This is a genomic window from Nocardioides pinisoli, assembly GCF_024199985.1.
Classification (GTDB): Bacteria; Actinomycetota; Actinomycetes; order Propionibacteriales; family Nocardioidaceae; genus Nocardioides; species Nocardioides pinisoli.
Genome location: NZ_JANARS010000010.1, coordinates 94,538 through 116,126, shown reverse-complemented (window position 1 = coordinate 116,126; position 21,589 = coordinate 94,538). Strand labels below are relative to the sequence as shown.

Genomic DNA, 21,589 nt, shown 5'->3' with positions numbered 1-21,589 from the left:
GGTCAGGAGTCTCGCACGCTGATCCGCTCGCGCAGTCGCTGCACCAGCTCCAGCCGGGCGCGCGTCGTGCTCTTCTGCGGGAAGACCGAGTCGAAGGCCGCGTTGACCGCGGCGCCGATCAGCACGGCGAGCGCGAGCAGGTAGAGCCACAGCAGCACGGCGATGGGCGCGGCGAGCGGGCCGTAGATCGAGCGCGACTCGGCGGCGGTCACCGTCAGCACCCAGCGCAGGACGTAGGACCCGCCGATCCAGCAGAAGAGGGCGAAGACCGCCCCGGGCAGGTTGAAGCTCCAGTTGGTCCGCACCGGGACCGACACGTGGTAGAGCGTGGCGAGGAAGCAGATGCACAGCACCAGCACCACCGGCCAGTAGAGGCCGTTGACGAAGTCGAGCCGCTCCGGCAGCACCCGGTCGACCAGCGAAGGTCCGGCGACCACCAGCGGGAGGCTCACCGCTCCCGTCACCATCGCCATGACGTAGAGCACGAAGGACAGGGCCCGGGTGGCCACGATCCCGCGGTGCCCGCCCAGCCCGTGCATGATCGTGATGGTGTCGACGAAGACGTTGAGCGCCCGCGAGCCCGACCAGAGGGCCAGGACGAAGCCGATCGAGATCACGTCGTAGCGCCCGCCGTCGAGGACCTCCTGGAGCGTCGGCGCGATGATCCGGTCGACCGCCCGGTCCGTGAGCGCCTGGCGCGAGACCTCCAGGACGGCGTTGCTCACGTCCTCCACCTGGGTCGCGGTGAACCGCTCGCTGACGAACCCGACCGCACCGGCGAGGGCGAAGACGAGCGGTGGGACCGAGAGCACGGCGAAGAACGCCGCCTCGGCGGCGAGCCCGGTGACGCGGTGCCGCAGGCACGAGCCGACGGTCGTGACGGTCACGCGCCACAGGTGCTCGCGCCACCGCCGCAGCAGCACCTCCACGCGGCGCGGGGCAGGGATGTCCTCGCGCGCCTCGACCATGGGCGTCACGCTATCGAGACGACGGGGTCATCGACCGCACCCGCGCGGCGGTTCGACGCACGACGTGGGCGGCGTCACCCCCGCGTGCGATCCGCCCTACGGTGGGCGCATGAGCGACCGCAGCACCCTCGACGTCCGCACCGCGACCAACCAGGCGCCGCCCCTCGTCGGGCACAACGTCGTCACCTCCGACCTCGCGCTCACCGAGGCGCTGGTCCGGCACGGCGCGCCCGGGCTCGTCGAGGAGCTGACCGCGCTCGGCGCCGAGGCGGGCACCGCGGAGGCGCGCGAGCACGGGATGCTCGCCAACCGCCACCACCCCGAGCTGACGTCGTACGACCGCTGGGGCAACCGCGTCGACGAGGTCGAGTTCCACCCGTCGTGGCACTGGCTGATGGAGCGGGCGGTCGGCCACGGGCTGCAGGCGGCGCCGTGGGAGCAGCAGCGGGCCGGCGACCCGCACGCGCACCTGCGCCGCGCCGCCGGCTTCCTCGCGTGGTCGCAGACGGAGCCGGGTCACGGCTGCCCGATCTCGATGACGTACGCCGCCGTGCCCGCGCTGCGCGCCGACGAGGCCATCGCCGAGGAGTGGACGCCGCTGCTCGCCGCCCGGTCCTACGACCCCGGTGTGCGCAGCCGCTCCACCAAGACCGGCGCGCTCGCCGGCATGGGCATGACCGAGAAGCAGGGCGGCTCCGACGTCCGCGCCAACCAGACCCGCGCGACGCCGACGACGGACGACGGCTGGTACCGCCTCGACGGCCACAAGTGGTTCACCTCCGCCCCGATGAACGACGTGTTCCTCGTGCTCGCGCAGGCCGACGGCGGGATGACCTGCTTCGTCGTGCCGCGCGTGCTGGAGGACGGCAGCCGCAACCGCATCGACGTGGTGCGGCTCAAGGACAAGCTCGGCAACCGGTCCAACGCCTCGAGCGAGCTCGAGCTCAACGGCACGCTCGCCCAGCGCCTCGGCGACGAGGGACGCGGCGTGCGGACGATCATCGAGATGGTCGCCGCGACCCGCCTCGACTGCGTGCTCGGGTCGGCCGCGCTCATGCGCCACGCGCTCGCCGAGGCGTCCTGGCACGTCGCGCACCGCTCGGCCTTCGGCGGCCTCCTGGTCGACAAGCCCCTCATGCAGAACGTGGTCGCCGACCTGGCCGTGGAGTCGGAGGCGGCCACCGCGCTCGCCATGCGTCTCGCCGCCGCCGTCGACCGCCCGGACGACCCGCACGAGGTGGCGCTGCGCCGCATCGCGCTGCCGCTCGCGAAGTTCTGGGTGTGCAAGCGCACGCCGGCGATGGTCGCCGAGGCGCTGGAGTGCCTCGGCGGCAACGGCTACGTCGAGGACTCAGGGCTCCCGCTGATGTTCCGCGAGTCGCCCCTCAACTCCATCTGGGAGGGCTCGGGCAACGTGAACGCCCTCGACGTGCTGCGCGCGCTGGGCCGTGAGCCCGAGGTGCTGCAGGCGTGGATCACCGAGGTCGGTGCCGCGCGCGGGGCCGACAGCCGGCTCGACCGCGCTGTCGACGACACCCTCGCGCTCCTCGGCGAGGCCGCCGGCCTCGAGGCCGGCGCGCGGCGGCTCGCCGGCCGGATGGCGGCCTGCCTCCAGGGCTCGCTGCTCGTGCGGTTCGCGCCGGCCGAGGTGGCCGACGCCTTCTGCGGCAGCCGGTTCGGGACGTCGTACGGCGGCACGTTCGGGATGCTCGACAGCGGCTCGCTGCGCGAGGTCGTCGACCGGGCGACGCCGCGGCCGGCCTGAGCTGGTCCACACCAGTCGCCCAGCAGTCCCGCAGGAACCCCGGAGGTTCGTCGAAGCCCTCGTCCACGCCTGCCTCATCGGCGGTCACGCGGGCGACGGGCGACCTAGGTTCGGCCCGACCCACAGCGCGTGGGCATGCCGGTGGGGGTGGCGATGACGAGGATCTCGAGCACGATGCTCAGCGTGGGGACGTTGCTGCGGCGGGCGGAGGACACCGGCGCGGCGGTCAGCGTCCTGGTCGAGGGCAGCTGGCTGCGCGGCCGCGTGATCGGGTGCGACGGCCTCGGCGTGGTGCTCGACGACGGCGACGCGCAGTCGCTCGTCCGGCTCGACGCGGTGTCGGCGGTGCGGTTCCAGCGGGCCGAGGTGGAGGACGCCGACCTCGCCGACGTACGTCCCCAGGGGGCCGCCGAGCGCGGACCCATCGAGGCCGGGCCGGTCACGGTCCCCCAGCCGGCGCGGGGGTCGCAGCACTCCCTCACTTCAAGGCCGTGGTGACGACCTCCCGTGCCTCCTCCTGCACCTGGGCGAGGTGCTCGGGGCCGCGGAAGGACTCCGCGTAGATCTTGTAGACGTCCTCGGTGCCGCTGGGCCGTGCGGCGAACCACGCGGACTCGGTCGTGACCTTGAGCCCGCCGACCTTGGCTCCGTTGCCCGGGGCCTCGGTGAGCCTGGCGGTGATCTCCTCCCCCGCCAGCGTCGTGGCGGTCACGTCGTCGGGCGACAACGCGCTGAGCTTGGCCTTCTCCTCCCGACTGGCCGGGGCGTCGATGCGGGCGTAGGCCGGGTCGCCGTGCTGCGCGACCAGCTCGGCGTAGTGCTGGCTGGGGGTCCTGCCGGTCGCGCCCAGGATCTCGCTCGCGAGCAGCGCGAGCAGGATGCCGTCCTTGTCGGTGGTCCAGGTGGACCCGTCGCGGCGCAGGAACGACGCGCCCGCCGACTCCTCGCCGCCGAACCCGAACGACCCGTCCATCAGACCGGGCACGAACCACTTGAAGCCCACCGGCACCTCCACCAGCGGCTTGCCGATCGACTCGGCCACCCGGTCGATCATCGAGCTGGAGACCAGCGTCTTGCCGATGCGCGTGTCCTCCGACCAGCCGGGACGGGCGCCGCCGAAGAGGTGGGCGATCGCGACCGCGAGGAAGTGGTTGGGGTTCATCAGGCCCGCGTCGGGCGTGACGATGCCGTGCCGGTCCGCGTCGGCGTCGTTGCCGGTCGCGATGTCGTACTCGTCCTTGCGACGCACCAGGGACGCCATGGCGTGCGGCGAGGAGCAGTCCATCCGGATCTTGCCGTCCCAGTCGAGCGTCATGAACCGCCAGGTGGGGTCGACCAGCGGGTTGACCACCGACAGGTCGAGCCGGTGCCGCTCGGCGATCTCGCCCCAGTAGGCGACGCTCGCTCCGCCCAGCGGGTCGGCGCCGATCCGCACGCCCGCGTCGCGGATCGCGTCGAGGTCGAGCACCGACGGCAGGTCGTCGACGTAGGTGCCGAGGAAGTCGTAGGAGCCGACCGCGGCGCGCGCCTTCGCGAAGGACACCCGGCGCACGCCGGCGATGTTGCCGCGGATCAGCTCGTTGGCCCGCGCGGCGATCACGCTGGTGGCGTCGGAGTCGGCCGGACCGCCGTGGGGCGGGTTGTACTTGAATCCGCCGTCCTGGGGCGGGTTGTGCGAGGGGGTGACCACGATGCCGTCGGCCAGGCCCGCGCCCGTCGTACGTCCCTGGTTGGCGCGCAGGATCGCGTGGCTGACCGCGGGGGTGGGGGTGTAGCCGTCCCGGTCGTCGACGAGCACCGTGACGTCGTTGGCGACCAGCACCTCCAGAGCCGTGGCCCACGCGGGCTCGGACAGGGCATGGGTGTCGCGACCGATGAACAGCGGACCGTCGTAGCCCTGCTCGCGCCGGTAGTCGCAGATGGCCTGCGTGGTCGCGGCGATGTGCACCTCGTTGAACGAGGTGGTGAGCGAGGTGCCCCGGTGGCCGCTCGTGCCGAAGGCGACCTGCTGGGTCACGTCGTCGGGATCGGGCTCGAGGTCGAAGTAGGCCGTCACGAGGTGGGAGACGTCCACCAGGTCCTCGGTGCGGGCGGGCTGTCCGGCTCTCTCGTGGGTGGCCATGGCCCCATCTTGGCGGGTCACGGCGTGGGTTGGGCAAGACCCCTGCCGTGTCGGTCGCGATGACGTGCCGAGAAAAGTGCCGTGTCGGCTGTCGATCCGGGCCACCCCGGTCCGTCAGAGTGGTGAGGCCGCAGCACCGCGGTCCGTGACCCGAAGGAGCCACCGGCGTGAGCCGATACCTGATCCTGCTGCCCGCACCCGAGTCGGAGTGGGCCGACCTGCCGCCCGAGGAGCACGCGAAGGGACACCGCTCCCACCAGCAGTTCCAGCGCGACCTCGAGACCGAGGGGCACACCCTCGTCACCGTGAGTCCGCTCGAGCCCTCGGCGCAGGCCACGTCAATGCGACCCGACGGGTCCGGCGGTGCGCTGGTCACCGACGGCCCGTTCAGCGAGACGGCGGAGCAGGTCGTCGGCTTCTACCTCGTCGACACGCAGGACGGCGACGCGCTGCGCGCCGCCTGCGAGCGGTTCGCCGCGCGCGGCGAGCACATCGAGCTCCGTCGACTGGCCGAGTGAAGGAGAGAGCAGATGGCTGAGTACACAGTGCTGATCATCGGCGACGCCGATCGTTGGTGGACGTCGATGACGATGGAGGAGCGCAAGGAGGGCTACGCCCAGTACGCGAAGTTCAACAAGGCCCTCGCCGACGGCGGGCACCGCATCGTGGGCGGCGGCGAGCTGACCCGCACGTCGGAGGCCCGCTCGATCCCGAAGGGCGGCGGGCCCGTCACCGAGGGCCCGTACGCCGAGTCGACGGAGGCGGTCGGCGGCTACTACCAGATCGAGACCGACGACCTCGACGGCCTCGTGGAGTGCTGCCAGATCATCGCCGCCACCGGCGACGGCATCGAGGTACGACCCAACGTCGACCCGGCGGACCGGCCGTCGTGAAGTACCTGGTGCTGCTGATCGGCGACGGCGAGCTCAAGCCGTGGTCCGAGCACACGGCGGAGGAGCAGGCGGCGGTGATGGAGCGGTTCGGGGCCTTCGACGCCGCCTGCGCCGAGCGGGACGGCGTGGAGATCCTGGCGGGCGAGGCCCTGGCCGGGCCGACCCACGCCACGACCGTCCGGACCCGCGGAGGGACGGTGCAGCTCACCGAGGGTCCCTATGCCGAGGTCATCGAGGGCATGGGCGGGTTCTACCTCCTCGAGGCACCCGACCTCGACGTGCTGCTGGACCTGTTGCGGATCCTGCCGCCCTACGACATGCAGGTCACCCCGGCCGTGGACCCGTCCTGACCGTGACCGGCACCGACGTCGCCCTCAAGGAGGTCGTGCGCCAGGAGTGGGGCCGCCTGGTCGCCCTGCTTCTGGCGCAGTTCCGGCGCCTCGACCTCGTCGAGGACGCGCTCGGCGACGCCGTCGAGGCCGCCAGCCGCACCTGGCCGGCCGACGGCGTCCCCGACAACCCGCCGGCGTGGCTGATGACCGCCGCGCGCCGCCGCGTGGTCGACCGTCTCCGCACCGAGGAGGTGGCTCGCCGCAAGGAGCCGCTCCTGCTGGTCGACGCCGCGCAGCACCAGGACGGAGCCCGCACGATGGCCGACGCCGGCAGCCTGGTCGAGGACGACGTGCTGCGCCTGGTGCTGATGTGCGCCCACCCGGCGCTGGCGCCGGAGTCGGCCAGCGCGCTGAGCCTGCGGCTGGTCCTCGGCGTCCCGACGGCGGACATCGCCCGGCTCTTCCTCGTGCCCGAGCCGACGATGGCCGCGCGCATCACCCGCGCCAAGAAGCGCATCGTCGGCGCCGGCATCCCCTTCAGCGTGCCCGACGCCGGCGTGCTGCCCGAGCGCCTCGAGACGGTGGCGCAGACCGCCTACCTCGCCTTCACCGCCGGCTACTCCCCCGGCACGGGCCCCGACCTGCTGCGCCCCGAGCAGTCCGGTGAGGCCATCCGGCTGGCGCGGGTCGTGCTCGGACTGCGTCCGGACGAGCCGGCGCTCGTCGCGCTGCTGGCCCTGATGCTGCTCCAGCACTCCCGGCGTGACGCCCGGGTGGCCGACGGCCGACTGGTGCTCCTCGCCGACCAGGACCGCACCCGGTGGCACCACGACGAGATCGCCGAGGCGACGCGGCTGCTCGCCCGCCCCGGCCTGACCGGACCGCTGACCCCGCTCGCGGCGTCGTACGTCCTCCAGGCGCGCATCGCTGCCGAGCACGCCACGGCACCGTCGGCGGAGGACACGCGGTGGGACCGCGTCGTGGGCCTGTACGACGTCCTGCTGCAGGTGGCGCCCACGCCCTCAGCGCGGCTCGCGCGGGCCGTCGCGGTCGCCGAGCTGCACGGGCCGGCCGCCGGCCTCGACGCGCTGGAGGGGCTGGAGCTCCCCGCGAGCCACCGGCCGGCCGCGGTGCGCGCGGAGCTGCTGTCGCGCGCGGGCGACGTCGACGCGGCGCGAGCGGCGTACGACCAGGCGATCGCAGCCTGCCGCAACGAGGTCGAGACGGCCTTCCTCGTGGCGCGACGCGACGCGCTCTAGTCCTCCGGGACGGGCTGCTGCTTGGCGAGCACGGTGAGGCCGCCGTCGATGACGAACCCGCGCGCCCGGTCGGCCTCCTGGTCGACGCCGATCTGCACGCCCGGCGGGACGACGACGCCCTTGTCGAGGATCGCGTTGCGCACGACCGCACCCTCGCCGACGCGGACGCCGTCCATCAGCACCGAGTCGGACACCTCCGCGCCGTCCTTGACCCACACCGCGGGTGAGAGCACCGACTTGTTGACGGTGCCGCCGCTCACGACGACACCGGGCGAGAGGATCGAGTTGAAGGTCGAGACCAGCGTGCCGCTCGCGCCCTCGACCAGCTTGGCCGGCGGGTGCGGGCCATAGCTGGTGTAGATCGGCCACGCGGTGTTGTAGAGGTTGAAGACCGGCAGCGGCGAGACGAGGTCCATGTGGGCGTCGTAGTAGGAGCGCATGGTCCCGACGTCACGCCAGTAGCCGCGGTCGCGGTCGGTCGCGCCCGGCACCTCGTTGTCCTTGTAGTCGTAGACCGCCGACTCCGACTTGTCCACGAACCACGGCACGATGTCGCCGCCCATGTCGTGCTTGGACTGCTCGCGCTCGGCGTCGCGGGTGACGGCGTCGCGAAGGGCCTCGGCGTCGAAGACGTAGTTGCCCATGCTGGCCAGCACCTCGTCGGGCGAGTCGGGCAGGCCCACCGGGTCGGTCGGCTTCTCCAGGAACGCCCGGATGCGCTGCGGGCTGGTGGGGTCGACGTCGATCACGCCGAACTGGTCGGCGAGGCTGATCGGCTGGCGGATCGCGGCGACCGTGCAGCCCGCGCCGGACTCGACGTGGTCGGCGACCATCTGCGCGAAGTCCATGCGGTAGACGTGGTCGGCTCCCACGACGACGACGATGTCGGGCTGCTCGTCGGTGAGCAGGTTGAGCGACTGGTAGATCGCGTCGGCGCTGCCGAGGTACCACCGCTTGCCGACGCGCTGCTGCGCGGGCACCGGCGTCACGTAGTTGCCGAGCAGCTGCGACATCCGCCAGGTGGTGGTGACGTGGCGGTCCAGGCTGTGCGACTTGTACTGCGTCAGCACCACGACCTTGAGGTAGCCGGAGTTGACAACGTTGGACAGCGCGAAGTCGATCAGGCGGTAGATCCCGCCGAACGGCACCGCGGGCTTGGCGCGGTCGGCCGTCAGCGGCATCAGGCGCTTGCCCTCGCCTCCGGCCAGGACGACGGCGAGGACCTTCTTGCGCGGGGACGTCATTGCCATGCGATGAAACTAGCCGTCCGCAGGGGCGCGGTCGACCTCCCTCGAGGCGCGCGTTTGCGGCTAGGTTCGGCTCATGCGCATCGACGTCCTCAGCAAGGAGTACCCACCGGAGGTCTACGGCGGGGCCGGTGTGCACGTCGCCGAGCTCGTCCGCGCGCTCCGGGTGCTGCCCGACGTGGACGCGCGGGTGCGCTGCTTCGGGGCGCCACGCTCCGAGCCGGGCACGACCGCCTACGCCGAGCCGGACTCGCTGGCCGGCGCCAACCCGGCGATCCGCACGCTGGGCGTCGACCTCGCGATGGTCGACGACTGCGACGGCGCCGACCTCGTCCACTCCCACACCTGGTACGCCAACATGGCCGGGCACCTCGCCGGGCTGATGCACGGCATCCCCCACGTCGTCAGTGCCCACTCGCTCGAGCCGATGCGGCCGTGGAAGGCCGAGCAGCTCGGCGGCGGCTACGCCCTGTCGAGCTGGGCCGAGCGGACAGCGTACGAGGGGGCGGCGGGCATCGTCGCGGTGAGCGCCGCGATGCGCGACGACGTGCTGCGCAGCTATCCGTCGGTCGACCCGGCACGGGTGCACGTCGTGCACAACGGCATCGACACCACGGAGTGGGCGCCGGTGGCCGACCCCGACCGGGTCCGCGCCCTCGGCGTCGACCCGGACCGACCGAGCGTCATCTTCGTCGGCCGGATCACCCGGCAGAAGGGGCTGCCGCTGTTCCTGCGGGCTGCCGCCGCCCTGCCGCCCCACGTCCAGCTGGTGCTCTGCGCCGGCGCGCCCGACACCCCCGAGATCGAGGCCGAGGTGCGGGGGCTCGTCGACGACCTCGCCGCGTCGCGGTCGGGCGTCGTGTGGATCGCCGAGATGCTGCCCCGTCCCGATGTCGTCGCCCTGCTGACCGCCGCGACCGTCTTCGCGTGCCCGTCGATCTACGAGCCGCTCGGCATCGTCAACCTCGAGGCGATGGCCTGTGAGACCGCCGTCGTCGCGACCGCCACCGGCGGCATCCCCGAGGTCGTCGTCGACGGCGAGACCGGGTGGCTCGTGCCGATCGAGCAGGCCACCGACGGCACCGGCACGCCCCTCGACCCCGAGCGCTACGTGGCCGACCTCGCCGCCGCGCTCACCGACGCCGTCAGCGACCCCGGCCGCGCCCGCGCCTACGGCGCCGCCGGCCGCCGCCGCGCCGAGGAGTCCTTCAGCTGGGGCTCGATCGCGGCCCGGACGCTCGACCTCTACCGCTCGCTGACGTAGACGCGCGGACAGAACCTCCGCCGCCGGGCGGGTCGTACGCTCGGCCGGCTCGTCACAGGCAACTTCTGTCTGCGCGTCTACGGCCTGTGGAGAGCGCGAGCGGCCGCCCGCGGACCTGAGGCACGCTGGCGGCGTGGAGGTCGACGAGGCGATGCGCCGCATGGGCGGGCTGGCCACGCGTGGCCGGCTCATCCTCGTGACGTCGCGCGCCGAGGTCGATGCGGCCCTGCGACGCGGGGTGGTCGTCCGCGCCTCGCACGGGCGTTACGTCCTGCCCGACCTCGACGCGGCCGCAAAGCAGGCGCACCGCGTCAACGGCCACCTCGCACTGACCAGCGCGGCGCTGCACCACGGGTGGGAGGTCAAGAGCGTTCCCGTGGTGCCCCACGTCGTGTTCCCGAGGAGACGCAACGTGCCGCGGGCCTGGCGTGACGAAGTCGTCCTGCACCGCGCCGACCTGGGACCGGACGACGTGTCCGGGGTGGCCACGAGCCGCGAGGTGACCCTGCTCCACTGCCTGCGTTCGCTGCCCGACGACGAGGCCCTCGCCATCGCCGACTCAGCCCTGCGCCACGGCGAGGAGGCGACGCTGCGCCGGATCGTCGCGCAGGTGCGCGGAGCGGGCAGTGCGAAGGTCAGGAGGATCGCCCGCGCCGCCGACGCCAGGGCCGCCAATCCCTTCGAGTCGGTCACACGTGCGATCTGCCTGCAGGTGCCGGGCCTCGACGTGACGCCGCAGGTCGTCCTGTCCACTGACCACTACTGGGCCTGCCCGGACCTGGTCGACCACGAGAAGCGCCTCGTCATCGAGTGCGACTCCTACGAGTGGCACGGCAACCGCGCCGGGTTCATCAAGGACGTCCGGCGCTACACGCTGCTGTCCGCCGACGGCTGGACGGTGCTGCGGTTCACGTGGGACGACGTCATGCTGCGACCGACGTGGGTGCGTGAGGTGCTGTGCCGGGCAACCGGCGTAGACGCGCAGACAGAAGCGCACGCGGCGTGGCCCGTCGCCGCGTGAGCGGCGCGGCGCGCACGGCTTCTGTCTGCGCGTCTACGACAGATCGGGGATGCCGGGCGACGAGGCGCCGGTCTACCGTGGGACGACCAGGAGGCGCCATGAGCCAGCCGAGCCCCGAGCCCGTGCCGCCCGCGGTGCGGGCGCAGATCCTCGCGACCGAGCACTGGGGCCTGCTCGCGGTGCGCAGCCAGACGTGGAACGAGGTCATGGGCCGCATCTCGGCGCAGCTCACCTTCACCTCCGCCGTCCTGGTGTTCCTGGCGCTGGCCGTGCAGGGGCTGGGCTACACCGAGACGTTCCGCATCCTGGCGATCACCCTCGGCCTGGTGGTGCTGCTCACCGGCACGCTGACCAGCTTCCGCGTCGCCAACGCCAGCCAGGAGGACTACTTCTTCGTGCTGGGGATGAACCGGCTCCGCGCGGCCTACGTGGCCCTCGACCCCACGCTGGCGCCCTACTTCGTCACCGGGATCGGCGACGACCCGCGGCAGGTCACCCAGACCTACACGATGGGTCCGGTCCGCGACGTCAACCACGTGCTCGCCAGCGCCGCGATCTTCGTGGTCGTGGTCAACTCGATCGTCGTGGGCGGGCTGGTCGCCTTCATCGCCTGGCCGGGTGGGCCGTGGCTGGCCGCCATCCTCGGGGTCGTCCTGGCACTCGTGCACGTCGGCCTGTGGGTCCTGCACGGCAAGCGCACCTACGACGTCAACACTGACCCGCGGTGGGTCCGCTTCCCCGGTGCCGACGGGGAGGCGGACGGGGACGCGGAGCTCAGCTGAGGACGAGACCTGGGTAGAGCGGGTGCTTGTCGAGCATCTCCGCCGAGCGCTTCGTGACGCGGTCGGCGACGCCGTCGCCCAGGACGTACGACGCCTTGCTGGGCCCGCCGGCCTTCGTGGTGCCGGCCTCGGTGTTGCTGAGCACGTCGACGATGAGCTCGGCCACCGTGTCGAACTCGTCGTGGCCGAAGCCGCGCGTGGTGAGCGCGGGCGTGCCGAGCCGGACGCCGGAGGTGTACCAGGCGCCGTTGGGGTCGGCCGGGACCGAGTTGCGGTTGGTGACGACGCCGGCGTCGAGCAGGGCGGACTCGGCCTGGCGACCGGTGAGGCCGAAGGACGAGACGTCGAGCAGGACGATGTGGTTGTCGGTGCCGCCGGTCACGAGGTTGGCCCCGCGGGTCAGGAAGCCCTCGGCCAGCGACTTCGCGTTGTCGGCGATCCGCTGGGCGTAGTCCTGGAACTCGGTGGTGCGGGCCTCGGCGAAGGCGACGGCCTTGGCGGCCATCACGTGCGACAGGGGGCCGCCGAGCACCATCGGGCAGCCGCGGTCGACGTCGGCGGCGAACTCCTCCTGCGCCAGCACCATGCCGCCGCGCGGACCGCGCAGCGACTTGTGGGTCGTGGTGGTGGTGAGGTGGGCGAAGGGAACCGGGTCCTCCTCGCCCGTGAACACCTTGCCGGCGACGAGGCCGGCGAAGTGGGCCATGTCGACCATCAGCACGGCACCGACCTCGTCGGCGATCTCGCGCATCTTCGCGAAGTTCACCCGGCGCGGGTAGGCGGAGTATCCGGCGACGAGCACGAGCGGCCTGAACTCGCGCGCCTTGGCCGCGACCGCGTCGTAGTCGAGCAGGCCGGTCTCCGGGTCGGTGCCGTACTGCTGCTGGTGGAACATCTTGCCGCTGATGTTGGGACGGAACCCGTGCGTGAGGTGGCCGCCGGCGTCGAGCGACATGCCGAGCAGGCGCTGGTTGCCGAACTCGTGGCGCAGGGTCTCCCAGTCGGCCTCGGAGAGCTCGTTGACGTTCTTCGCCTGCATCTTCTCCAGGTAGGGCGACTCCACCTTGTTGGCGAGGATCGACCAGAAGGCGACGAGGTTGGCGTCGATGCCCGAGTGCGGCTGGACGTAGGCGTAGGGCGCGCCGAAGAGCTCACGCGCGTGCTCCGCGGCGAGGGACTCGACGGTGTCGACGTTCTGGCAGCCCGCGTAGAAGCGGTGCCCGACGGTGCCCTCGGCGTACTTGTCGCTGAACCACGTGCCCATCGTCAGCAGTACGGCCGGCGAGGCGTAGTTCTCCGACGCGATCAGCTTGAGCGAGCCCCGCTGGTCGGTGAGCTCCTGGCGGGTGGCCTCGGCGATGCGCGGCTCGACCGACGCGATCACCTCGAGGGCCTGCGAGTACGCGCTGCTGATCAGGGAGTCCGTCATGGGGAACAGCCTAGAGGCCCCGGGACGCCGAGGCTGAGTCGTACCAGCGGGTCACGAAGGTGTGACCTGGACCTCACTCATCTGTTGAGCGGGGCGGGCGCGATCGACGTCGTCTCACATCGTGGCGCGCTGTCCCACATAACGAGATTTCGGCTTGTGGAACGGGTGTCCAACCCCTGAGACTTCTTGACATGGTCACCGCCTCCACCCACACGCACCTCGTGGTCCGACGTCACGTCGACTACATGCGTGTGGGCAGCGCGACCTGTTGGCATCGCTGAACGCCGCCCAGAAGTCCCTCTCCGCGCTCAACGTCGCGCGCGGCACCCCTCAGCGAACAGGACCTTCCTGACCATGCCTGACCTCCGGTTCACGCCCCAGGCCGCCCAGCGCACCGAGATCCCGCGCCCGAAGCGCGCCGAGGGCCAGTGGGCGCTCGGCTACACCGAGCCGCTCAACAAGAACGAGCAGTCCAAGAAGGACGACGACCCGCTCAACGTGCGGGACCGCATCCTCTACACCTACTCGCGCCGCGGCTTCGACTCGATCGACCCGGCCGACCTGCGTGGTCGCTTCCGCTGGATGGGCCTCTACACCCAGCGCGCGCCCGGGTTCGACGGCGGCAAGACCGCGCAGCTCGGGGAGGAGGAGCTCGACGACCGCTTCTTCATGATGCGCGTGCGCACCGACGGCGCGATCCTCGACGCGGCAGCCCTGCGGGCGCTGGGCGAGGTGTCGACGGCGTACGCCCGCAACACCGCCGACATCACCGACCGCAACAACATCCAGTACCACTGGATCGAGATCGAGAGCGTCCCGGCGATCTGGGAGCGGCTCGAGGCGGTCGGCCTCACCACGCTGGAGGCGTGCGGCGACAGCCCGCGCCCGTTCCTCGGCTCCCCCGTCGCGGGCATCGCCAAGGACGAGATCATCGACGGCTCCGAGGCGCTCGCCGAGATCAAGCGCCGCATCCTGGGCAACCCCGACTTCTCCAACCTGCCGCGCAAGTTCAAGACCGCGCTGACCGGCCACCCCAGCCACGACGTCGCGCCCGAGGTCAACGACGTCTCGTTCGTCGGCACCGTCCACCCCGAGCACGGCCCCGGCTTCGACCTCTGGGTCGGCGGCGGCCTGTCGACCAACCCGATGCTCGCCCACAAGCTCGGCGTGTGGATCCCGCTCGACGAGGTCGCCGACGCCTGGGAGGGCGTCGCCGGCATCTTCCGCGACTACGGCTACCGCCGGCTGCGCTCCAAGGCCCGCCTGAAGTTCCTGCTCGCCGACTGGGGCAAGGAGAAGTTCCGCGAGGTCCTGGAGAACGAGTACCTCCACAAGCAGCTCGTCGACAACCCCTCCCCCGAGTCGCCGATCGCCCAGGGCGACCACATCGGCATCCACGAGCAGAAGGACGGCCGGTTCTATGTCGGCGCCGCCCCCGTGGTCGGCCGCATCGACGGCACCACGCTGAGCGCGCTGGGCGATCTGGTCGAGCGCTACGGCGCCCGCGGCGCGCGGCTCACGGCCTACCAGAAGCTGGTCGTGATCGGCGTGGCCGCCGACGACACCGAGGCGTTCGCCGACGACCTCGAGAAGATCGGGCTGACCGCGCGGCCGAGCAACTGGCGCCGGTCCACGATGGCCTGCACCGGCATCGAGTTCTGCAAGCTCGCGATCGTCGACACCAAGGAGCGCGCCCGCCGGCTGGTGACCGAGCTCGAGAAGCGCTTCCCCGACCTCGACACCGACATCTCGGTCAACGTCAACGGCTGCCCCAACGCGTGCGCCCGCACCCAGGTCGCCGACATCGGCCTCAAGGGCCAGCTCGTCATGGACGCCGACGGCACGCAGGTCGAGGGCTTCCAGGTGCACCTCGGCGGTGCGCTCGGCCTCAACCCCGCCATGGGCCGCAAGCTGCGCGCGCACAAGGTCACCAGCGCCGGCCTCGACGACTACGTGTCGGCCGTCGTCAGCGCCTACCTCCAGGACCGCACCGAGGGTGAGCGGTTCGCCGCCTGGGTGGCGCGCGCCGACGAGGTCCTGCTGCGCGGGGAGCCGGTGGCGGTCTGATGTCCGAGCGCGCGGTCCCGTTCCACTGCCCCTACTGCGGGGACGAGAACCTGTTCCCCCGAGAGGGTGCAGGGGCCTGGGAGTGCCGCTCGTGCCTGCGCAGCTTCACCGTGCAGATGACCGGGATGATCCCGCACCCGGGCACGGGAGGCGCACCATGAGCCTCTCGACCCGCGCCGCCCGCGACTTCAAGGGCACCCACACCGAGGGACGTACGCCGGAGGAGCTGCGCGAGCTCGTCTCCCACGTCGGCGCCGAGCTCGAGCTCGCGCCCGCCGAGGTGATCATCGAGTGGGCCGTCGCGACCTTCGGCGACCGGTTCGCGATCACCTCCTCGATGGGCGACGCCGTGCTCGCGCACCTCGCCTCGACGGTCGCGCCCGGCATCGACGTCGTCTTCCTCGACACCGGCTACCACTTCGTCGAGACCATCGGCACTCGCGACGCCGTCGAGGCGACCCTCCCGGTCAACCTGCGCACCGTGAGCACCTCGCTCACCGTCGCCGAGCAGGACGAGCAGTACGGCAAGGACCTCTACAAGACCGACCCCGACCTCTGCTGCGCGCTGCGCAAGGTCAAGCCGCTCGCCGACACCCTGGCCGAGTACGACGCCTGGGCCACCGGGCTGCGCCGCGCGGAGACCCACAACCGGGTCATCGCCCCGGTCGTCGGCTGGGACGCCCGCAAGGGCAAGGTCAAGGTCTCCCCGCTGGCGCGCTGGAGCGACGAGCAGGTCGAGCGGTACATCGTCGACAACGGGGTGCTGGTCAACCCGCTCGTGCACGACGGCTACCCGAGCATCGGCTGCTGGCCGTGCACGCGCCGCGTCGCCCCCGGCGACGACCCGCGCAGCGGACGCTGGGCCGGCACCTCCAAGACCGAGTGCGGGATCCACGCATGACGACATGCCACGAGATCTCCTCCTCACACCGGGTCGACAACGCCGTCGTCCCGCAGCACCCCCACCTGAAGCACCACCGCTCCACACACGAACGGAGGCACCCCTGATGGCTGCTCCTGCTCTGGTTGCCCTGGCCCACGGAAGCCGGGACCCGCGTTCGGCCGCGACGATCAAGGCGCTCGTCGCCGAGGTCAAGGCGCTGCGCCCCGACCTCAAGGTCGAGACGGCCTTCCTCGACCTCTCCAAGCCGAGCTTCGACACGGTCGTCGACCGCCTGGTGAAGGCCGGTCACGAGGAGATCGTCGTCGTCCCCCTCCTGCTCACCGAGGCCTACCACGCGAAGGTCGACGTGCCGGAGGCCATCAAGGCGGCCATGGCCCGCCACGACGGCGTACGCATCCAGGCCAGCCGCATCCTCGGCATGGAGGCCGCCTTCCTCGAGGTGCTCGACGTCCGCCTGCGCGACGCGCTCAAGGCGGCGCGGGTGCGCGAGCTCGACGCGCTGGTGCTGGCCGCGGCCGGTTCGTCCGACCCGCTCGCCAACCAGGCGGTCGCCCGCATCGCCCGCACCTGGGGTGCGCGGCACCGGCTCCCGGTCACCGCCGCCTTCGCCTCGGCCGCTCCCCCGGCCGCCGGCGAGGCGGTGCGGGCCTTCCGCGCCGAGGGCAAGCGCCACATCGCCGTGGCCTCGTTCTTCCTCGCCCCCGGCCGGCTGCCCGACCGGGCGACCGAGCTGGCCGTCGAGGCCGGGGCCGTCGCGGTCTCCGACCCGCTGGGTGCGCACCCGGCGGTCGCCCGCGCGATCCTCGCCCGCTACGCCGTGGGCGCGGTCGAGCTCGTGCCCGTCTGATGAGACGAGCAGCGGCGCGCGAGGGACGAGCGCGCCGCGTGGGCTCGGCCAGATCGAGCAAGCGACGCGACTGAGGCACGAAGTCGCACGAGCGCGTCGAGGTCAGACGAGCAAGCGACGCGATCACCCGAGGTGCTTGAGCGCCTCCCGGCGTGACAGCCCGCTGAGCCTGTCGTCGTAGGTCGCGACGAAGGTGCGGACCCACGCCGGGTCGGTGCGGGCGTGCTGGCGAAGGGCCCAGCCGAGCGCCTTGCGGACGAAGAAGTCACGGCCGTGCACCGTGTCGTCGAGGTTGGCGACCAGCACGCGCTCGAGCAGGTCGGTGTCGGTGTGCTCGCCGTGGCGCAGCTGCGACAGCATCGCCGTACGGCGCACCCACAGGCTGTCCTGGTCGATCGACCAGGCGTCCATGACGGGCGTCGTCGGCACCCGGTGGTCGAGCAGCACCTGGCCGACAGGGTGCGAGGCGATCTCGTCGACGACGTCCCACCAGGCACCGGTGCGCACGAGGGTCTCGAGCAGCGGCAGCAGGTCGGGGTCGAGCCACGACCGGTACGCGCGGTGGCGCAGCAGCGCGATCGCGGCATACCACTCCTCCCGGTGCTCGGCGTCCTCCCACAGCTCGAGCGCGGCGGCCTCCCACTGCGCCCGGTCGACGAACCGGTGCTCGACGAGCAGCGGCCTCAGCAGCGCCTTCAGGGCGGGCGCGCCGAGCCCGACGTAGGGCAGCTCGGACTTCATGTAGGCCTGCTGCTGGGCGGCCCTGGCCGGGTCGCCCACCTCGGCCAGGGCCGCCCGCACCGCACCGGCGTACGTCATGCCCGCGATCTTGTCAGGGGCGCGCCTCGTAGACGTGGTTGAACGGCGTCTCGGCGACCCTGCGGAAGCGGGTGAACCCGGCGTCGGTCACCACCTGGCGGATCGCGGCCTCCCCCGCCTGGGCACCGAGCGCGTAGCCGCCCGGCTGCGAGACGGCGTTGGGCACGCACAGCGCCCCGACCCCGCGCGGCGCGAGGAGCTGCGCGACCGCCTCGGCTACGGACCGGACGACGTCGTGTGCGTGGTCTCGGTCGGCGGCTCCGGGGTGGGGCACCACCTGCTGCAGCGTGTCGCAGCGTCGTACGACCCACTGGCCGCCGCGATCCCCGGCCTGCGGATGGTGCTGGTCAGCGGGCCCCGGATCGACGCGGGCAGCCTGCGCGTCCCCGACGGCGTCGAGGTGCACGGCTTCCTGCCCGACCTCGACCTGCACCACGCCGCCTGCGACGTCGCGGTCGTGCAGGGCGGGCTGAGCACCACCATGGAGCTGACGGCGGCGCGGCGCCCGTTCCTCTACGTCCCGCTCGAGCACCACTTCGAGCAGCAGGTCCACGTGCGCCACCGCCTCGAGCGGCACCGGGCCGGACGTGCGTTGGCCTATGCCGACGCCGAGCCCGGCCGGGTGGCCGAGGAGCTGGTGACGCTCCTCCAGCAGCCGGTCGACTACCGGCCGGTGCCCTCGGACGGTGCGGAACGGGCGGCGCGGCTGGTGCTCGAGGCGCTCTGACCGACCGCCACGACCCGCCGCCGGATCGCGGGCCAGTTCCCGGCGGTCGCCGTCCGCAGGGGCGCCAGGACGCGTGCCGCCTCGCCCCCGTCCCCGCGGGCGGCGGCCGCTCCGGCGAGCAGGAGGTAGGCGTCGGCGCCGAGCACCCACGCTCGCCCCGCCGGGCAGTCCACCGCCATCAGGTCGTCGGTGGCCGGCCGGGTCAGCTCGCCGGTCGCCGCCGCCAGCGCGGCCGCGCAGAGGAGCCGCCCGGGGCGGGCCGTGCCCCTCCGCGCCGTCATCCCCGCGCGCGCCACCCGCTCCGCCGCGGACCCGTCGCCCAGCTCGACGAGGGTGGCTGCGAGCAGCCCGGCGGCCCACGAGTGCCACCACGGGTGGTCGACGGCCGAGGTCTCCTCGACCGCGCGGGTGCCCAGGTCCCGGGCCTCGTCGAGGTCACCGGCGAGGCGCGCCAGCCACCCCTCGTAGGCCCGCAGGTGGCCGGCGTAGGCCGGGAACCCGCTGCGGACGTTGAGGGCGCGCGCCTCGTGGAGCAGCTCCCGCGCACCGGCCCAGTCGTCCCGGGCGGCGGGCACGAAGGCTCCCTCGAACACCACCCACTGGATCAGCCAGGAGTCGTCGCGTGCCCACACCATCGGCTCGAGCTCTCGCACGGTGTCGGCGAGGAGGGGCGTGTCGCCGAGGTACCAGGCCACCGTCTTGAGCCCGTCGAGCGCCAGGACGACGCCCTCCTCCGACCCGGACGCGCGGGCGCGGGCCAGCACCCGGTCCGCCCGCGCCCGGGCCGCCGCGAGCCGCAGCCGGCTGGCCTCCAGCACGGTGAGCCGGCACCCGAAGTCGGCCTCGGCCCGCCGGTCACCGAGGTCGGCGGCCAGCCGCGCGCCGTCCTCGAGCGGGCCGAGCAGCTCGTCGGTGCCGAGCTGTGCGCCGACGGCGGCGTCACCACCGCGGGCCCGGAGCGCAGCCAGCTCGAGGCGCCGCTCGCCGCTGGTCCGCGCCCACGCCAGGGCGGCGTCGATGTCGTGCAGGGCGTCCGTCCAGCTGGTCCCGGCCTCGTGCACGCGCCCGCGCACGAGCAGCGCCCGCGCCCGGGTCTCGGCGGCGAGGTCAGGCGTCGCGAGGCAGCGCTCGACGAGCGTGCGGGCGTCCTCGACGGCAGCGCGTGCCAGCGCCTCCTCCCCCGCCAGCAGCCATCCGCGCGCCGCCCGTGCGTCGTCGCCGACCGCGTGGGCGTGCGTGGCCATCACCTCGGGGCGGTCGCTCGTCAGGTCGGCCGCTCGGCGGTGGTAGGCCGCCGCGACCGCCTCGGGGAGGGCCGCGTGGACGCACTCCTGGAAGAGGTCGTTCGCGAACTCGTAGACCGCGCCCCCGCGGGTGAAGAGGCCGGCTCGGGTCAGCTCCTCGCAGGCGCGGGTGGCCGCGACCTCGGAGACCTCGGTGAGTCCTGCCAGCAGCCGCGGGTCGAGGCGGCGGCGCAGGACCGCGCCCGCCTCGACGACCGCGCGGGTCTGCTCGGGGAGCCGGGCGACGCGGCCCAGCACCCCCTCCGCCAGCGAGGCCGGCACGCCGGTCTCCCCGCCGGCGAGGGCGCGGAGGCTCTCGACGACGCTGAGCGTGTGGCCGGCGGTGCGGGCCATGACCTGGCGGCCGTGCGCACCGACACCCGCCGCCATGGCCAGCGTGTCCACCGCGGCCGGCCCGAGCGGACCGAGGTGGAGGCGCGTGGCCCGGTCGCCGAGGCGCTCGACGACGGCGGCGTCCTCGCTGCGCACGGCGCCGACGAGCAGGACCCGAGCCCCGTCGAGCCGTCCGGCGAGGTAGCCCAGGAGGTCGACGGTGGCCGCACCCGAGTCCTGGAGGTCGTCGAGGACGACCACGACCGGCCGCGCGACGGCCAGCCGACGCAGCGCGACGGCCACGGCGTCGTACGCCGCCCGGCGCAGCAGGTCGCGGTCCGCGGGCCGTGGTGCGGCCCCGGGAAGGAGGCCGGCGAGGTCGGGCACCAGGGAGACCCACGCCGCCTCGTGGTCGCGCACCACCGCCAGCAGCTCGTCGCGGCCCAGCCCGCCGAGCGCGGGCCGTAGCGCGTCGACGAACGGCTGCAGGAACAGCGACCGCTCGGCCGGGTGGCACCTGCCCCGCAGCACCTGGCCCCCCGTCGTCGACACGAGGTCGGCGACGGCGTCCAGCAGCCGGGTCTTGCCGATCCCGCCCTCGCCGACGACGAGCTGGAGCGCCACCGACCGTCCGTCCACCGACCGGTTCCACGCCTCACGGAGGTGCGCGACCTCGGCCTCGCGACCCACGAGCGCCGCCGGCTGGGTCGCTCGCGGCGCGACAGCCGTGGCTGCGGCAGCAGGCCCGGCCTCCGGCCGGACCTCGACCTCGCGCAGCAGGGCCAGGTGCAGGTCGGCCGTGGCGCGGTCGGGGTCGCTGCCGAGCTCGTCGCGCAGGCGGCGGGCCAGCCGGTCGTACGCCGTGAGCGCCGCCGGCGTCTGCCCGTCGGCAGCCAGCGCGCGCATCAGGTCGCGCACGGCTCGCTCGTCGTCGCCGTCGACCACGACTCCTGCGCTCGCGACCCGGACCGCGGCGGCGGGGTCGAGCTCGAGCAGCGCCGTCACCCGGTGGTGGCGGGCGGTGCGGCGCAGGTCGTCGACCTCGGCGCGGACGCCCACGACCCAGCCGTCGTCCACCTCGTCGAGCAACGCCGGCTCGGTCCCGAGCAGCTCCTGCGCGGCGGCGGCTGCCGCGTCGGCGAGCGCGTGCTCGCCTGCGGCCAGCCGCGCGGCAGCCTCGGCGCACCACTGCTCGGCCTCGACCACGTCGAGGGACCACGTGCCGCCCAGCGCGTAGGCGCCCGGCAGGCCGACCACGACCGACGGACCCACGGTGCGCCGGACCCGGCTGACCAGGGTCGCCACGTTGGCCGCGGGGTCGGCCGGCGGGGACTCGTGCCACAGCGCGTCGACGACCCGGTCGGTGGCGACCGGACGCCCCCGGGCGGCCGCCAGCAGGGCAAGGAGGGTCCTCGCCTTGCGGCTGCCCAGCTCGCGACCCGCGCGCGGACCGTCACCGGTGTCCACGGCCAGCGTGGACGCCAGTCGGATCCGGGTGACACCGGCGGGCGGGCTCACCTGCCGAGT

Annotated in this window: 20 protein-coding genes; 13 read left to right on the top strand and 7 right to left on the bottom strand. The window is 73.2% G+C overall.

Annotated features, from left to right (window positions below; genetic code table 11):
- Window positions 1-2: 2 nt before the first annotated feature.
- A complete protein-coding gene (locus tag NCI01_RS19410; protein WP_254183141.1) occupies window positions 3-968 on the bottom strand; it encodes a YihY/virulence factor BrkB family protein in 966 nt (321 codons plus the stop codon).
- Between the two features lie 109 nt (window positions 969-1,077).
- Between NCI01_RS19410 and NCI01_RS19405 the strand changes: the two genes are divergently transcribed.
- Window positions 1,078-2,733, top strand: coding sequence for an acyl-CoA dehydrogenase family protein (locus NCI01_RS19405; protein WP_254183140.1), 1,656 nt, complete (start codon window positions 1,078-1,080; stop codon window positions 2,731-2,733).
- 153 nt (window positions 2,734-2,886) lie between these two features.
- A complete protein-coding gene (locus tag NCI01_RS19400) occupies window positions 2,887-3,231 on the top strand; it encodes a hypothetical protein (RefSeq protein ID WP_254183139.1) in 345 nt (114 codons plus the stop codon).
- Here the strand turns inward: NCI01_RS19400 and pgm are convergent.
- Complete coding sequence (gene pgm, locus NCI01_RS19395; RefSeq protein WP_254183138.1) at window positions 3,212-4,855, bottom strand: phosphoglucomutase (alpha-D-glucose-1,6-bisphosphate-dependent); 1,644 nt, start codon at window positions 4,853-4,855, stop codon at window positions 3,212-3,214. The two genes, NCI01_RS19400 and pgm, sit on opposite strands and share 20 nt — an antisense overlap.
- A gap of 167 nt (window positions 4,856-5,022) precedes the next feature.
- Between pgm and NCI01_RS19390 the strand changes: the two genes are divergently transcribed.
- Genes NCI01_RS19390 through NCI01_RS19375 form a run of 4 tightly spaced genes read left to right on the top strand, consistent with a single transcriptional unit; the run spans window position 5,023 to window position 7,339 of the window.
- Window positions 5,023-5,373: a YciI family protein gene (locus tag NCI01_RS19390; protein WP_254183137.1), complete on the top strand. Its 351-nt coding sequence runs from the start codon at window positions 5,023-5,025 to the stop codon at window positions 5,371-5,373.
- A 12-nt stretch (window positions 5,374-5,385) separates the two neighbouring features.
- Window positions 5,386-5,748, top strand: a complete 363-nt coding sequence (locus NCI01_RS19385; RefSeq protein WP_254183136.1) for a YciI family protein — start codon at window positions 5,386-5,388, stop codon at window positions 5,746-5,748.
- Window positions 5,745-6,098: a YciI family protein gene (locus NCI01_RS19380; protein WP_254183135.1), complete on the top strand. Its 354-nt coding sequence runs from the start codon at window positions 5,745-5,747 to the stop codon at window positions 6,096-6,098. Before NCI01_RS19385 ends, NCI01_RS19380 begins: the two co-directional genes overlap by 4 nt.
- A gap of 2 nt (window positions 6,099-6,100) precedes the next feature.
- Window positions 6,101-7,339 (top strand): RNA polymerase sigma factor, encoded by a 1,239-nt coding sequence (locus NCI01_RS19375; protein ID WP_254183134.1) that lies wholly within the window; start codon window positions 6,101-6,103, stop codon window positions 7,337-7,339.
- On the opposite strand, the gene glgC is transcribed toward NCI01_RS19375, so the two are convergent.
- Window positions 7,336-8,583, bottom strand: coding sequence for a glucose-1-phosphate adenylyltransferase (gene glgC, locus NCI01_RS19370; protein ID WP_254183167.1), 1,248 nt, complete (start codon window positions 8,581-8,583; stop codon window positions 7,336-7,338). The two genes, NCI01_RS19375 and glgC, sit on opposite strands and share 4 nt — an antisense overlap.
- A 79-nt stretch (window positions 8,584-8,662) precedes the next feature.
- Here glgC and glgA point away from each other — a divergent pair, with 79 nt between their 5' ends.
- The 3 genes from glgA (at window position 8,663) to NCI01_RS19355 (ending at window position 11,653) form a co-directional block, all read left to right on the top strand.
- Complete coding sequence (gene glgA / locus NCI01_RS19365; protein ID WP_254183133.1) at window positions 8,663-9,850, top strand: glycogen synthase; 1,188 nt, start codon at window positions 8,663-8,665, stop codon at window positions 9,848-9,850.
- A gap of 133 nt (window positions 9,851-9,983) precedes the next feature.
- On the top strand, window positions 9,984-10,871 hold the full coding sequence (locus NCI01_RS19360; protein ID WP_254183132.1) for a DUF559 domain-containing protein: 888 nt from the start codon (window positions 9,984-9,986) through the stop codon (window positions 10,869-10,871).
- Window positions 10,872-10,969: 98 nt separating this feature from the next.
- Entirely contained in the window at window positions 10,970-11,653 is a 684-nt protein-coding gene (locus NCI01_RS19355) for a hypothetical protein (protein WP_254183131.1), read from the top strand.
- Here the strand turns inward: NCI01_RS19355 and NCI01_RS19350 are convergent.
- Window positions 11,646-13,082, bottom strand: coding sequence for a glycine hydroxymethyltransferase (locus tag NCI01_RS19350; protein WP_254183130.1), 1,437 nt, complete (start codon window positions 13,080-13,082; stop codon window positions 11,646-11,648). The genes NCI01_RS19355 and NCI01_RS19350 overlap by 8 nt on opposite strands.
- Window positions 13,083-13,436: 354 nt before the next feature.
- Between NCI01_RS19350 and NCI01_RS19345 the strand changes: the two genes are divergently transcribed.
- From NCI01_RS19345 to NCI01_RS19335, 3 genes are all read left to right on the top strand, one after another.
- Window positions 13,437-15,149 carry a nitrite/sulfite reductase gene (locus tag NCI01_RS19345; RefSeq protein ID WP_254183129.1) on the top strand — a complete coding sequence of 571 codons (1,713 nt, stop codon included), beginning with the start codon at window positions 13,437-13,439 and terminating at the stop codon, window positions 15,147-15,149.
- Between the two features lie 157 nt (window positions 15,150-15,306).
- Complete coding sequence (locus NCI01_RS19340; RefSeq protein ID WP_254183128.1) at window positions 15,307-16,050, top strand: phosphoadenylyl-sulfate reductase; 744 nt, start codon at window positions 15,307-15,309, stop codon at window positions 16,048-16,050.
- Between the two features lie 106 nt (window positions 16,051-16,156).
- Window positions 16,157-16,900 carry a sirohydrochlorin chelatase gene (locus tag NCI01_RS19335; RefSeq protein ID WP_254183127.1) on the top strand — a complete coding sequence of 248 codons (744 nt, stop codon included), beginning with the start codon at window positions 16,157-16,159 and terminating at the stop codon, window positions 16,898-16,900.
- Window positions 16,901-17,023: 123 nt separating this feature from the next.
- On the opposite strand, the gene NCI01_RS19330 is transcribed toward NCI01_RS19335, so the two are convergent.
- Window positions 17,024-17,719 (bottom strand): DNA alkylation repair protein, encoded by a 696-nt coding sequence (locus tag NCI01_RS19330; RefSeq protein WP_254183126.1) that lies wholly within the window; start codon window positions 17,717-17,719, stop codon window positions 17,024-17,026.
- Between the two features lie 13 nt (window positions 17,720-17,732).
- Window positions 17,733-17,993, bottom strand: coding sequence for a hypothetical protein (locus tag NCI01_RS19325; RefSeq protein WP_254183125.1), 261 nt, complete (start codon window positions 17,991-17,993; stop codon window positions 17,733-17,735).
- Between NCI01_RS19325 and NCI01_RS19320 the strand changes: the two genes are divergently transcribed.
- Window positions 17,985-18,446 (top strand): glycosyltransferase, encoded by a 462-nt coding sequence (locus NCI01_RS19320; RefSeq protein WP_254183124.1) that lies wholly within the window; start codon window positions 17,985-17,987, stop codon window positions 18,444-18,446. The genes NCI01_RS19325 and NCI01_RS19320 overlap by 9 nt on opposite strands.
- Here the strand turns inward: NCI01_RS19320 and NCI01_RS19315 are convergent.
- The gene (locus tag NCI01_RS19315; RefSeq protein ID WP_254183123.1) at window positions 18,383-21,580 is read right to left on the bottom strand and encodes an ATP-binding protein; all 3,198 of its coding nucleotides are present in this window, start codon (window positions 21,578-21,580) and stop codon (window positions 18,383-18,385) included. The two genes, NCI01_RS19320 and NCI01_RS19315, sit on opposite strands and share 64 nt — an antisense overlap.
- Between the last annotated feature and the right edge of the window lie 9 nt (window positions 21,581-21,589).